This window comes from Bradyrhizobium sp. MOS003 (genome assembly GCF_003020125.1).
In the GTDB taxonomy this organism is placed as follows: Bacteria; Pseudomonadota; Alphaproteobacteria; order Rhizobiales; family Xanthobacteraceae; genus Bradyrhizobium.
In genome coordinates this window covers 1266640-1280665 of sequence record NZ_PYFW01000001.1, presented here as the reverse complement: position 1 = coordinate 1280665, position 14026 = coordinate 1266640, and the positions used below count along the sequence as shown (strand labels likewise).

11 protein-coding genes are annotated in these 14026 nt (G+C 65.0%); 6 read left to right on the top strand and 5 right to left on the bottom strand.

Annotation, left to right across the window (positions count from 1 at the left end; genetic code table 11):
- Positions 1-112 precede the first annotated feature (112 nt).
- The 5 genes from ruvB to C7G42_RS06100 all read right to left on the bottom strand — a co-directional run bounded on the left by ruvB (position 113) and on the right by C7G42_RS06100 (position 3719).
- Positions 113-1165, bottom strand: a complete 1053-nt coding sequence (gene ruvB / locus C7G42_RS06120) for a Holliday junction branch migration DNA helicase RuvB (RefSeq protein ID WP_106948104.1) — start codon at positions 1163-1165, stop codon at positions 113-115.
- Positions 1162-1581, bottom strand: a complete 420-nt coding sequence (locus C7G42_RS06115) for a cytidine deaminase (protein ID WP_106948103.1) — start codon at positions 1579-1581, stop codon at positions 1162-1164. The genes ruvB and C7G42_RS06115 overlap by 4 nt, the downstream gene beginning before the upstream one ends.
- Positions 1582-1622: 41 nt before the next feature.
- Entirely contained in the window at positions 1623-2240 is a 618-nt protein-coding gene (gene ruvA / locus C7G42_RS06110) for a Holliday junction branch migration protein RuvA (protein ID WP_106948102.1), read from the bottom strand.
- Complete coding sequence (ruvC, locus tag C7G42_RS06105) at positions 2237-2764, bottom strand: crossover junction endodeoxyribonuclease RuvC (protein ID WP_106948101.1); 528 nt, start codon at positions 2762-2764, stop codon at positions 2237-2239. The genes ruvA and ruvC overlap by 4 nt, the downstream gene beginning before the upstream one ends.
- A gap of 208 nt (positions 2765-2972) precedes the next feature.
- The gene (locus tag C7G42_RS06100) at positions 2973-3719 is read right to left on the bottom strand and encodes a YebC/PmpR family DNA-binding transcriptional regulator (RefSeq protein WP_106948100.1); all 747 of its coding nucleotides are present in this window, start codon (positions 3717-3719) and stop codon (positions 2973-2975) included.
- A 203-nt stretch (positions 3720-3922) separates the two neighbouring features.
- On the opposite strand from C7G42_RS06100, the gene C7G42_RS06095 reads away from it, so the two are divergent.
- From C7G42_RS06095 to C7G42_RS06070, 6 genes are all read left to right on the top strand, one after another.
- The gene (locus C7G42_RS06095) at positions 3923-5671 is read left to right on the top strand and encodes a methyl-accepting chemotaxis protein (RefSeq protein ID WP_199580674.1); all 1749 of its coding nucleotides are present in this window, start codon (positions 3923-3925) and stop codon (positions 5669-5671) included.
- A 179-nt stretch (positions 5672-5850) separates the two neighbouring features.
- Positions 5851-7275 (top strand): methyl-accepting chemotaxis protein, encoded by a 1425-nt coding sequence (locus tag C7G42_RS06090; RefSeq protein WP_106948098.1) that lies wholly within the window; start codon positions 5851-5853, stop codon positions 7273-7275.
- Between the two features lie 668 nt (positions 7276-7943).
- A complete protein-coding gene (locus C7G42_RS06085) occupies positions 7944-8408 on the top strand; it encodes a (2Fe-2S)-binding protein (RefSeq protein WP_028142020.1) in 465 nt (154 codons plus the stop codon).
- An 8-nt stretch (positions 8409-8416) separates the two neighbouring features.
- Positions 8417-10585, top strand: coding sequence for a xanthine dehydrogenase family protein molybdopterin-binding subunit (locus C7G42_RS06080; RefSeq protein WP_199580673.1), 2169 nt, complete (start codon positions 8417-8419; stop codon positions 10583-10585).
- Entirely contained in the window at positions 10582-11925 is a 1344-nt protein-coding gene (locus C7G42_RS06075) for a c-type cytochrome (protein WP_106948096.1), read from the top strand. Before C7G42_RS06080 ends, C7G42_RS06075 begins: the two co-directional genes overlap by 4 nt.
- An 89-nt stretch (positions 11926-12014) precedes the next feature.
- On the top strand, positions 12015-13151 hold the full coding sequence (locus tag C7G42_RS06070) for a DSD1 family PLP-dependent enzyme (RefSeq protein ID WP_106948095.1): 1137 nt from the start codon (positions 12015-12017) through the stop codon (positions 13149-13151).
- The last annotated feature ends 875 nt before the right edge of the window (positions 13152-14026 follow it).

Here is a 14026-nt window from a genome sequence, read left to right as displayed (position 1 = left end):
GCGCCTCGTTGATGCGGTCCGATTGGAGCGGAATTGGGGTGCGTTCGTGCAGGCCGTCTGCACGAGATTACCGGAAGTTCATGACAGAAGGAGCGCGCTGCTTTGGCGCAGCTCAGTCGTCGTTCTCGTCTGTGCCGAACAGGCCGAATTGGGTCGCCGCATCGCGCGAGGGCTCGGCGATGCCGAGATGGCGGAAGGCGTGCGAGGTGAGCAGGCGGCCGCGCGGAGTGCGTTGGAGATAACCGCACTGGATCAGATAAGGCTCGATGATGTCCTCGATCGCATCGCGCGGCTCGGACAGTGCAGCGGCCATGGTCTCGACGCCGACCGGGCCGCCGCCATAGTTCATCGCGATGGTGGTGAGATAGCGGCGGTCCATCGCATCGAGACCCGCGGCGTCGACCTCGAGTGCGCTCAGCGCGTGGTCGGCAATCTTGCGATCGATCCTGTCGGCATCGGCGGCGGACGCGAAATCGCGCACGCGCCGCAACAGACGGCCGGCGATGCGCGGCGTGCCGCGGGCGCGGCGCGCGATCTCGTTGGCGCCGTCCGCGCTCATGCCGACATTGAGCACGCGGGCGCCACGGGTGACGATGCTCTCCAGCTCCTCGATGGTGTAGAAATTGAGCCGGACCGGAATGCCGAAACGATCGCGCAAGGGATTTGTGAGTAGGCCGGCGCGCGTGGTGGCGCCGACGAGGGTGAATTTCGACAGCTCGATCTTGACCGAGCGCGCCGCCGGCCCCTCGCCGATGATGAGGTCGAGCTGAAAATCCTCCATCGCGGGATAGAGCACCTCTTCCACGGCCGGGCTCAGGCGATGGATCTCGTCGATGAAGAGCACGTCGCGCTCTTCGAGATTGGTGAGGAGAGCTGCGAGATCACCGGCCTTGGCGATCACGGGGCCCGAGGTGGCACGAAAGCCGACGCCGAGCTCCTTGGCCACGATCTGCGCCAGCGTGGTCTTGCCGAGGCCGGGCGGGCCTACGAACAGCACGTGATCCAGAGCCTCGCCGCGCTTGCGCGCCGCCTCGATGAAGATCGAGAGGTTCTTGCGCGCCTGTTGCTGCCCGACGAAATCGGACAGCGATTGCGGGCGCAGCGCGGTGTCGCCGACATCGTCGGAACGGCGCTCGGGCGTGACGATGCGGGGGGGCGTGTTCACTCGTTGCCTCTGCGGTACTTGTTCGGCAGCAGTTCGCCGATCGTGACCACCTTCGGGGCGCTGCCATTGTCTGGCACGATCACTTTCGCCTTGGCATCGTAGTCATGGATCAGTTCGCGGCAGGTGCCGCAGGGCGAAACGACCGCGATCTTACCAGGCTCGCCGGGCTTCGGATGGCGCACGGCGACGATGCTCTCGATGCCGTGGTCGCCGGTCTCCGTGATCGCGCGCCCGATCGCGATCGCCTCGGCGCAGATCGCGTTGCGGCCGATATACGCATCGATATTGACGCCGGTCACGATCCGGCCGTCACGGGTGCGCATCGCCGCCCCCACCTCCTGCCAGTCGTTGCGGTAACGCTGGCTGATCGCGTCGGTCGCAGCGGCAATCAACTCCTTATCCTTCTTGGTCAGCATTCGCGAGATATCGTCCCTGGTCGGTCTGCGGCGAACATAGCCTATTTCGCCAGTTCCTTCAGGCCAAGCCGAATGAGCTGCGCCGTCTCGGCGTTCTCTCCCGCGCTACGCGAGGCCGATGCGATCGCCGCGGCGGCTTGCGGCTGACCGTAACCGAGATTGACCAGCGCCGAGATCGCATCCGCCACGGGCCGCGGCGCGCGCTGGTCGTCGACGGCGCCGGCAAGGTGCACGACGGCCGGATCCACATTGGCGAAGGCCGGCGCCTTGTCCTTCAGTTCGGTGACGATGCGCTCGGCGACCTTGGGGCCGACGCCCGGCGTACGCGCCACCGCGGCCTTGTCACGAAGCGCAATGGCATTGGCGAGATCGGCAGGTGCCAGCGTCCCAAGCACGGCAAGTGCGACCTTGGCGCCGACGCCCTGCACGGTCTGGAGCAGGCGAAACCATTCGCGCTCCTGGTCGGTGCGGAAGCCGAACAGCTTGATCTGGTCCTCGCGGACATAGGTCTCGATCGACAGCACGGCGGCCTCGCCCGGCGAGGGCAGATGTTGCAGCGTACGTGCCGAGCAATGCACCTGATAGCCGACGCCGCCGACGTCGAGGATCACATAGTCCTCGCTGTAGGAATCGATCAGGCCCTTGAGCTTGCCGATCATAGCCCCACCACCTTCAGCCGTAGCGCGTTGCTCTGGCGGTGATGGGCGTGGGTGATGGCGATGGCGAGCGCGTCGGCGGCGTCCGCCGATGGCGGGTCGGCCTTGGGCAGGAGAATCTTCAGCATCATCGCGATCTGCTGCTTGTCGGCATGGCCGGCGCCGACCACGGTCTTCTTGACCTGGTTCGGCGCATACTCGGCGACGCTGATGCCGAACATCGCAGGCGCCAGCATGGCGACGCCGCGGGCCTGGCCGAGCTTCAGCGTCGCAACGCCATCCTTGTTGACGAAGGTCTGCTCGACCGCGGCTTCCATCGGCTGGTGGTTGGACAGCACGGAAGCGAGCCCCTCGTGGATCGCGAGCAGCCGGCTTGCCAGCGGCAGGTTGTCCGGCGGTTCCACCGAACCGCAGGCGACGTAGATCAGGCGATTGCCCTCAGCCTCGATCACGCCCCAGCCGGTGCGGCGCAGGCCGGGGTCGATGCCGATGATACGAACGGGGCCACGAATCGGGAGCACAGTCATCGGCCAGTGATAGCGGCTGACTGCGGTGGGCGAAACAGAAACAGAACGAAAGTAACAGGGGAAGTGGGCTCGTGCCCCCGGGCGCGGCGCAGCACGAAGTGATGCGCCGCTGAACCGGGGCCCATTGCGGCCCGCCCGTGAGGTACGATGGGTCCCGGCTCAGCGCAGCAGCGTATCACGCTGCAGCGCGTCCGGGACACGGCGGACTTCAGCCACCCATCTTCGCGATCAGTGCGTCCGACACCTCGAAATTGGCGTAGACCTGCTGGACGTCGTCGTGCTCGTTGAGCAAATCCATCAACTTGAGCAGCTTCTCGCCGGTCTCGTCGTCGACTGCGACAGTGTTCTGCGGCTTCCAGATCAGCGCGGCCTTGCGCGGCTCGCCGAACTTGGCTTCCAGCGCCTTGGCGACGTCGCGATAGCCTTCGGTCGAGGCGTAGATCTCGTGGCCGCTTTCGCCGGAGACGACGTCGTCGGCACCGGCCTCGATTGCGGCATCCAGCACGGCGTCGTCGGATGCGACGCTGCGGTCGTATTCGATGATGCCGGTACGGTCGAACATGAAGGACACCGAGCCGGTTTCGCCGAGATTGCCGCCCGATTTGGTGAAGAAGGAGCGGATGTCGGAGGCGGCGCGATTGCGGTTGTCGGTCAGCGCCTCGACGATGACGGCGACGCCGCCGGGGCCATAGCCCTCGTAGCGGATCTCGTCATAGTTCTCGCCCTCGTTGCCGAGCGCTTTCTTGACCGCGCGCTCGATATTGTCCTTCGGCATGTTCTCCTGGCGCGCCGCGATGATCGCCGCACGCAGGCGCGGGTTCATGTTGGGGTCGGGCGTGCCGAGCTTGGCAGCGACGGTGATTTCCCGCGCCAGCTTGCCGAACAGCTTCGACTTCTGGGCATCCTGCCGCCCCTTGCGGTGCATGATGTTCTTGAATTGGGAATGTCCGGCCATGCGTGGTCTCTCGGGGAATCTCAGCCAAAAGGTGATCGCGGGAAGCGCGGCCTTATAGGCCGCCAGCCGCCCGGAATGAAAGAGGTTCTACGACTTTAAGGTAGTATCGTAGCACATCAGCCCAAAAGTCAGGCAACGTTAACCCTGATTTCATTCCGGCTTGCGAAAATAGCGTTTGCTCGTCCTCCGACAAGAGAGACCTGATGGCGTTCGGACTATTTCGGAAGCGTCTGCCGGACGTGGCGGCGCCTGCGACCGCCCCGGCGGCTCCGCAGCCGGCGGCCCATTCCGAGCCCGTTCCCGCGGTCGAAACCGATTCGGCCCGGGAGATATTGGAGCTGCTTGAACTCGAACTCGGCGCGATGATCCGCCAGCTCGAGCGCGCCGCCAATTCGGTGGCTGGTGGCGCCGAGGCGACGGCCACGACGCTTGCCGCCATCCGCGATCGCACCGATGCCCTGACCGGCCGGACCAACGCCGCGCAATCGACCGCTTCCACCTTCGCCCAAGCCGCCGACAAGTTTACCCAGTCCGCGCTGGGCATCGGCGCGCAGGTTCGCGAGGCCGGCAAGCTCGCGGACGAGGCCAGCGCTGCGGCGCAGGAAGCCCGTGCCAATGTCGATCGCCTGCGCGAATCCTCCGCCGCCATCGGCAACGTCGTCAATCTGATCGCGCAGATCGCGCGGCAAACGACGCTGCTCGCGCTCAACTCGACGATCGAGGCCGCGCGCGCGGGCGCTGCCGGCAGAGGCTTTGCGGTCGTTGCGACCGAGGTCAAGGCCCTCGCGGTGCAGACGCAAGGGGCGACGGAAGAGATCACGAGGAAGATCGACGCGCTCCAGCGCGACGCGGCCGGCTCCGCGGAGGCCGTGCATCGCATTTCGCAGGCGATCGAGGCGATCCGACCGGTGTTCGAGACCGTCAACGGCGCGGTCGCCGAACAGAACGCCACCACCAGCGAAGTTTCCGGCAACGCCGCCAGCGCCTCGGAGTTCATCGTCTCGGTCGGCGAAAGCGCCGCCGAGATCGACGCCGCGACCAAGGCAGCCGAGAGCCACGGCGAGAACGTCGCCAGCGCCGGCAAAGCCGTCACCACCTTCGCACAGAAGCTGAAATCGCGCTGCGCGGTGCTGCTCGGCCAGAGCGAGCACGACGACCGCCGCAAGACCGAGCGGCTGCCCTGCCATCTCAAATTCGAGAGCGCGCGCGGCGTGATGCCGGTCTATGAAATTGCGATGGACGGCGTGCTGATCGGCGGCGCGGATGCAGGCCGGCTTGCACCGCAAGCGATCATCGAAGGCACCCTCGAAGCCGTCGGCGCCTGCCGCCTGCGCGTGATCGAGCAAGCCAAGGCCGGCGCGCGCGCGCAATTCGTCAGCCCCAATGCCGAGCTCCGCGAAAAGATCGAGGACAGGCTCTGGTCGATCCACGAAGAGAACACCGAGTTCGTCACCCGCGCCATGGAGGCGGGCAACGCGCTGACGAAGATATTTGAACAAGCGGTTGCGCGCGGCGAAGTCAAAATCGACGACCTCTTCGACACCGACTATGCCGAAATCGCCGGAACCGATCCGCAGCAATACCGCACGAAATATCTCGATTGGGCCGACCGCGCGCTACCACCTTTCCAGGAAGCCTTTCTGGCCAAGGACCAACGCATGGCGTTCTGCGCCATGGTCGACCGCAACGGCTTCCTGCCGGTGCACAACAGGATCTATTCGCATCCGCAGCGTCCGGGCGACGCCGCCTGGAACACGGCCAACAGCCGCAACCGCAGGATCTTCAACGATCCGGCGGGGCTGGCGGCCGCGCGCAACCTGCGCTCGTATCTGGTGCAGAGCTATGCGCGCGACATGGGCAATGGGAATACGGTGATGATGCGCGAGATCGACGTTCCGATCCGCGTGCAGGGCCGGCACTGGGGCGGATTCCGCACGGCTTACAAGCTTTAGAGCCTGGTCCGAAAATATGTGCCGCAGCTTCTCGAACGGAACAGGGAAATAAGGCGCGAAATGCGCCTGAGTGCACGCTCAGGCAAGACGCCGGCCGCGAATCATCCTTTTAAGCGGGATTGGAATGGGAATGCCGCCGTGAGCCGGGTTTACGGCTCTGTCTGGAGGACTCATCGAACATGTCCGTCGCACAACTTGCCGTCATGGACACCGGCTCCAACCGCACGCTGGCCGAGCGGCTGATTGACCAGCTTGCCGATCGCATCGGTGGCCTCGGCGTGGAACTCGCCGACATCGCCGGCAACGTCCAGGAAGTTGCCAACCGCGTCGCCAACCAGTCGGAACGGTTCCACCATCTCCAGGAGACCGCCGAGACGATGGTCTCGGCCAACCACGATATCGCCAATGCATCGCAGGCCGTGCAAACCACCACGTCCGCGGCGGTCGGCGAGATCGCGCAGTCGCGCGGCGCCGTCGACGCCGCGGTCAGCCACATCTCCGAGCTGGTCGCCGCGGTGGAGCGCATCGAAGCGCGCCTCAGCGCCGTCGGCTCGGCGCTCGCCCAGGTCGCGAAAGTCTCCGGCTCGATCGAGGCGATCGCGAAGCAGACCAATCTGCTTGCGCTGAACGCAACCATCGAAGCCGCCCGCGCCGGCAATGCCGGCCGCGGCTTCGCAGTGGTCGCAAGCGAAGTGAAGAACCTCGCGGAAGCCACCCGCCAGGCCACGCACCAGATCTCCGACACCGTGCGCGATCTCGACGGCCAGATCGAAGGCCTGATCGGCGAAAGCAGCGACGCCTCGCAGCGCGCGAAGACCGCCGGCGAAGGCGCCCAGCAGATCTCCGGCATCATCTCGCGGGTCCAGCAAGGGTTCGCCTCGGTGGAGGCGCAGATCGGCAGCGTCACGCGCGCGGCGACCTCCAATCTCGGACATTGCGACACCGTGATCAGCGAGCTGAACGAACTCGGAAAGGGCGTCGATCTCTCCTCGCGCGATCTCAAGAACGCCGACGAGCGGGTGGCCAAGCTGCTCGACACATCCGAGGGCCTGATCGCACTGATCGCCGACAGCGGCGTCGAAACGTCGGACACACCGCTGATCCGCATCGTGGTCGATACCGCCAAGCGGATCTCGGCCGAGTTCGAAGCCGCGATCGATCGCGGCGACATCACGCTCGCCCAGCTCATGGACGAGACCTACCGCGAAATTCCCGGCTCCGATCCCAAGCAATATCTCACCAACTACGTCGACTTCACCGACCGCGTGCTGCCCGCGATCCAGGATCCGCTCCAGAAATCCGATCCGCGCATCGTCTATTGCGTCGCCTGGGCGCGGAGCGGATATTTGCCGACCCATAACCCCAACTACCGCCTGCCGCAGGGCAAGGATCCCGTGTGGAATAACGCCAATTGCCGCAACCGCCGCCTGTTCAACGACCGCACGGTGAAGAAGGTCGCAGGCAGCACGAAGCCGTTCCTGCTCCAGACCTACCGCCGCGATATGGGAGGCGGCCAATTCGTGCTGATGAAGGACCTGTCCTCGCCGATCATGATCCGCGGCAAGCACTGGGGCGCCTTCCGGATGGGATTTCGGCAGGGCTGACGGGCGCGCGCGGCCCGTCCTGAATCAAAAAATCGGAAAACAACCCCATGCACAGTAGCCAGGGCGTGCGAAATCAATGATTTACGCCGACAGGCTCCGGCTCGTTTTGACTCGTCGGGCAAAACAGGGACACAACGCCATTTTTCCGAAGTTCAACATCTGAGCTTGGCAGGGCCGGAGCAAGCACCTCGTCCTTCGAGACGACCGTTTCGCGCTCCCCTCACAGGATGGGGCTTCACTGCATCGGTGTCCGATGAAACTGCTGCTGCGTACTCCGTCCTCATCCTGAAGGCCCGCTGAGGGCGGCGTCTCGAAGGATGGGCCGAAGGCAAGGCTCGCCCTTGCGGGACTCTCCGTCATCCGGCTTTCCCAATCGCACGACTTTCGTCATCGCATGATTTTGCGCATCCGCACGACAATCTCCGGCGGCCAACGACGCGCACGACGAAAATGCGTCAAAACATGACGATTATCATATCAATCCCCCCCAAAACGCGTGCAGCGAACGCCGCACGAATTCGTGATCATCATGGGCTGACGCGCCGGCAGCGCAAATATGCATTGCCGGAGATTGCGACGCTTCATCGTGTCGTATCGGTATGATTATTGTCGCGCGCGAATTCGCTGACTAGATCGCCGCAAGCGATCGAGCGAGCAAGGGGATGCACATGGCAACTGTTCTCACCATCAACGGCGAAACGAAATCGTTCGACGCGCCACCTGAAATGCCGCTGCTGTGGGTGCTGCGTGACATCCTCGGAATGACCGGCACCAAATTCGGCTGCGGCATCGCGCAATGCGGGGCCTGCACGGTGCATGTCGACGGCAAGGCGGTACGCTCCTGCGTGCTGCCTGTCAGCGCGGTCGAAAACCGCGCCATCACCACGATCGAGCACGTCGGCAGCACGCCTGCCGGCGCGAAGGTGCAGAAGGCCTGGCTCGATCTCGAAGTGATTCAGTGCGGCTATTGCCAGTCCGGCCAGATCATGTCGGCCGCGGCTCTCCTGGCGGCAACGCCCAACCCTGATGATTCCGACATCGACGCCGCGATGGCTGGCAACATCTGCCGCTGCGGCACCTATGTGCGCATCCGCGAGGCGGTCAAGCAGGCCGCCAACGGCCGTCAGTCGTGAGAATTGCCATGAATGCACACAACAGCGTCTCCCGCCGTTCGCTGCTGACCGGCGGTCTCGCTACCGGTCTCTTGCTCGCCTTCCATCTGCCGCTACGCGCGGCGGTCAACGAGCCCTCGCAGCCGGCGGATGCGACCGACGGCAAGTTCGCTCCGAACGCCTTCATCCGCATCGACGAGACCGGCCGCACCGTGCTGATGATGCCGCAGGTCGAGATGGGCCAGGGCACCTATACCTCGATCTCGATGATCCTGGCCGAAGAGCTCGATGCCGACTGGGCAAAGGTTGAGGTGCTGCACGCGCCGCCCGATGACAAGCTCTACGCCAATCCGGCCTTCGGCCTGCAGGCAACCGGGGGCTCGACCTCGATCCGTGCGTGGTGGAAACCGCTGCGCGCAGCGGGGGCGAGTGCGCGGGCGATGCTGGTGCAGGCCGCGGCGGCGCAATGGGGGGTCGATCCCGCCGGCTGTACGGCCTCGAAGGGCGAGGTCATTCACGCCGCGAGCGGCCGCAAGCTCGGCTACGGCGCGGTGGCACTCGCCGCACAAGGCCAGACCCCGCCGAAGGACGTTCCGGTCAAGGATCCCAAGGACTTCGTTCTCATCGGCCAGTCGCTGAAGCGGCTGGATACGCCGGACAAGGTCAACGGCAAGGCCGTCTACGGCATCGACGCGATCCTGCCCGACATGAAGATCGCCGTGATCGCCAACTGCCCGGTGTTCGGCGGCAAGGTCGGAAAGGTCGACGACAGCGCCGCGGTGAAGGTCGCCGGTGTGCGCAAGGTCGTCGTGCTCGATGACGCCGTCGCTGTGATCGGCGACCACATGTGGGCGGCAAAGAAAGGTCTCGAGGCGCTCAAGATCGAGTGGAACGAGGGAGCGAACGCCGCGATCAGCACCAGGGACATCTGGCAGAACCTGCGCGATGCAAGTGCGAAGGACGGCGTGGTCGCGAAATCGACCGGCGACATCGCCAAGGCGCTTGCGAGCGGCGACAAGTTCGAGGCGGCTTACGAGCTGCCGTTCCTGGCGCATGCGTCGATGGAGCCGATCAACGCTACCGTGCGGGTCACGAAGGACTCTTGCGAAATCTGGACCGGCACGCAGATCATGACGCGCGTGCAATCCGAGGCGGCGAAGGCCGCGGGTGTCCCCGTCGACAAGGTGATCGTCAACCAGCATCTGCTCGGCGGCGGCTTCGGCCGCAAGCTCGAACCGGACATGGTGGTCGCGGCGGTGAAGGTCGCCAGGCAGGTCGACTATCCCGTCAAGGTGATATGGACCCGCGAGGAGGACATCCAGCACGACGTCTACCGTCCGGTCTATCGCGACCAGATCGCGGCGTCGCTGGTCGACGGCAAGGTCTCGGGATGGAAGTACAAGGTCGCCGGCTCCGCAGTGCTGGCGCGCTGGCTGCCGCCGGCCTTCCAGAAGGGCATCGACATCGACGCGATCGATGCCGCCGTCGATGCCCCCTACGATTTCGACAACTTCCACGTCGAATATGTCCGTGCCGAACCGCCGGCGGTGCCGACCGGCTTCTGGCGCGGCGTCGGCCCCAACAACAACGTGTTCGCGGTCGAATGCGCAATGGACGAACTCGCCCGCAAGGCCGGCAAGGATCCGGTCGAGTTCCGAAGGTCGATGCTGACAAAGAATCCGCGCGCGCTCGCGGTGCTCAACCTGGTCGCCGAAAAGTCCGGCTGGGGCCAGCCATTGCCGCCGCGCGTCGGCCGCGGCGTTTGCGTGCAGCCGTCATTTGCGAGCTTCCTCGCCACCGTGGTCGAGGCCGAGATCGACGACATTGGCGAGATCACGCTCCGTCGCATCACCTCCGTGGTCGACACCGGCATCGCGGTCAACCCCGACACGGTGAAGGCGCAGATCGAGGGCGGGCTGATCTTCGGCCTGACCGCCGCGCTCTATGGCGAGATCACCATCGAAAAGGGCCGCGTGCAGCAATCCAACTTCCACGACTACCGCATGATGCGCATCAACGAGACGCCGAAGATCGAGGTGATCGTCGTGAAAAGTGGCGAGGCGCCCGGCGGCATCGGAGAAGCCGGTGTCAATGCCGGGCCGCCTGCGCTGCGCAACGCAATTCTCGCCGCGACCGGCGTGACGCTGCGGCGCCTGCCGATCGATCGGAAACTGCTGGCTGCGGGGAAGAAGGCATGAGCGGCAAGATGCGTATCCTCACAAGCCTGGGCGTGATCGCCATCGTCGCAGTGGCGCTCGGCCTCTGGATCGTCCGCGGGCCCGGCCCGCTCGACTTTGCCGGCGGCACCAAAGTGACGTTGGCGGATTACCGTGCGGGCAAGCCGAGCGGTGTGCCGGCCAAGCTCGAGAAGGCCAGCCTGGTCGAACGCGGCGAATACATTGCAAAGGCCGCCGACTGCATGGTCTGCCACACCAAGCCTGGCGAGAAAGAGTATTCCGGCGGGCTCGGCTTCAAGCTGCCGTTCGGCACGCTCTATTCGACCAACATCACGCCGGACAAGGACACCGGCATCGGCAATTACAGCGACCAGGATTTTCTGAACGCGGTCCAGCACGGCAAGCGCCGTGACGGCGCCCGGCTCTATCCGGCGATGCCGTACACGTCCTACACCTTCATGACCGACGAGGACGTACTGGCGGTGAAGGCGTATCTGTTCAGCCTGCCGCCGGTGCGCGCCAAGGCGCCGGAGAATACGCTGTCGTTCCCGTTCAACCAGCGCTGGGCGATGATGGTCTGGTCGGCCGTGTTCAATCCGGACACGCGCTTTGCGCCCGACACCTCGAAGAGCCCGGAGTGGAACAGAGGCGCGTATCTTGTCGAAGCGCTGGCGCATTGCGGCGAATGCCACACCCCGCGCAATCTCGGCTTCGCGCTGGACAACCGCAGGAAATTCGCCGGTGCGATCACGGCGGGCTGGCGCGCCTTCAACATCTCCTCCGACAAGGCGACAGGTCTCGGCAACTGGAGCGACAAGGACCTGATCTCGTATCTGTCGCTCGGCCACGCGCCGGGCCATGGGTCGGCGTCGGGTCCAATGGGTGAAGCCGTCGATCACAGTTTTAGCCAGTTCGCCCCCGAAGATATCCGCAGCATCGTTGCGTATTTGCGCAGCGTGCCGCCGCAGCCCTCGCCCGACCTGCCGGCGACCACGGCGCCGGTCGCGCCCGCCTCGCACAAGGACGGCATCACGGCGGACGCGCGCGGCAAGATGCTGTTCGCGGGCGCCTGCGCCTCTTGCCACGGCTGGAGCGGCGAGAGCCCGGTGTCGCCGATGGCGACGCTGACCGGCACCTGGGCGGTCAACGATCCCGCCGCCACCAACGTCGCGCAGATCGTGTTGTCAGGCACCAAGCGGCACACGCCGGATGGCGCGCTGTCGATGCCAGCGTTCGGCAATGCGTATACGGACGACGAGATCGCGGCGGTGGCGAACTACGTGACGGCGCGGTTTGGAGCGAAGGGCTCGAAGCTGACGGCGAAGGATGTGGCGGAGTTGAGGGAGCAGACGGCGGAGTAGGTGTCGCCACTGGTGCGGCGACCGTTGTTGCCATAGAAAGGCTGCCGCACATTCGGGGCGCGGACCCGAATCCAATCGACTGGCTTTCGATGTCCCTTCCACCCGCCCAAATCGGCGCGCCGTTGTCCGAGATCGATACGCCGGCGCTGATCATCGACCTCGACGCCTTCGAGCGCAATCTCGACACGATGGCGGCAGCGGTCGGCAAGCTCGGCGTCCGGTTGCGTCCGCATGCGAAGACCCACAAGTCGCCGATCATCGCAGCCAAGCAGATCGCGCGCGGCGCGGTCGGCATGTGCTGCCAGAAGGTCGCCGAGGCCGAGGTTCTGGTGGCGGGCGGGGTGAGCGACGTGCTCGTCAGCAACGAGGTGGTGGGCCTGCGGAAGCTGGAACGGCTCGCGGCGCTCGCGCGCCACGCACGCATCAGCGTTTGCGTCGACGATTCCGTGGCGGTCGAGCAACTGGCGCTCGCCGCGGAGCGGGCCGGGTCGCACATCGAGGTCCTGGTCGAAGTCGACGTCGGCGCCGGTCGCTGCGGCGTCAGGCCGGGCCCGGCGGCGGTTGGCCTGGCGCGGCAGGTAGCGGGGTCACGCTTCCTGTCGTTCGGCGGTTTGCAAGCCTATCACGGCTCCGCCCAGCATTTGCGCACGCCGGAGGAGCGGCGCGCGGCCATCACCAGCGCCGCGAACGCGACCACGGAGACGCTGCGCGTCCTCAAGGATGCGGGCTTTCAATGCCGGACGATTGGAGGCGCGGGAACCGGGACCTTCGAGCTCGAAGGCGCGAGCGGCATCTGGAACGAATTGCAGGCCGGCTCCTATATTTTCATGGACGCCGACTACGCCAAGAACGTCGCCGACGGGACGCGCAACGCCATTCCGTTCGAGCATGCGCTGTTCGTGATCTCGACCGTGATGAGCACCGCCTCCGGCGAACGCGCGGTCATCGATGCCGGCCACAAGGCCCTGTCGAACGACAGTGGATTTCCGGCCGTGCTGGGCCGGCCCGACCTGCGCTATCATATGCCCTCCGACGAGCACGGCGTGCTCGACTTCGACAGCGCTTCGTCGCGGCTGGCGACCGGCGACAGGGTGACGCTGATCCCCGGTCATTGCGACCCGACCGTCAATCTCTACGACTGGTATGTCGGCGTGCGCGGCTTCAATACGCCGGACGCCCGCGTGGAAGCGCTTTGGCCGATCGCGGCGCGCGGCGCCGTCACCTGAGATGGATGCGTGGTTGCGCGCGAAGTTTCACTGTCGTCCCGGACGAACGAAGCGCCAATCCGGCCCCATACTCCGCAGCACGAGTTTGACGAACATACGGAGCGAGCAGCTTCGCGAAACAACTGAGCCCTTGGGGTTATCGGTCCCGGCCCTCGTTCGCAATTGCGCACCAAGGAGTGCACTCATCATTTGGGACTGCCCGTTTCCAACGGATGAGCAGACGTTGTCTGGCCCGACCGGGTACGTCTGCAAATGACCCGAAGCGGTCCTTGGAAGCAACATGCGCTGACCTCTTATGGAGAGCGCACCTACGATCGATTAAAATCCACTCTCTGAGAGAGACGCGGGCGTTTGGCGCGGCAAAATGACGCCCGAGTACCGAACGAACGTAGGTTACGGTCGCCGCGCAGTGAGATCGCCCGGCGGCAATGTCGAAGATGTTGGCAAACTGTGAGCTAGTTTATATCCCTGCATTCTCGGCCCACGCTAATGGTGGCAGAGGCTTCTTACTTCAAAGGAGGCATCCAATGCTCGCCGCAGTCAAATGGAACTCCCGATATAGCGCTCGCGAATGGGTGATGATGGCTGGGGTGCTCGTCGTCCAACTCCGCGCACTGAATGCAAACCGACAGAAGGGTGAAAGCAAGCCATCGCGGCCACTCTGGAAACACTTCGACGACACTCATCATTGGGACTCAACCGCGGAGGAATGGGTCCCCGACAAGATCAGTGATAGTGCAACACGTTAGGCGTCCCGCAGGCCGAGTTACGAGACTCCCTCTCACTAGCGGGCCTATCGAGCGGTGCGGTCGCGCACAAGTAGCTGGATCGGTATGTGCGTGCCCCCCGGCCGCTTGATAGCGATCCAGCAATTG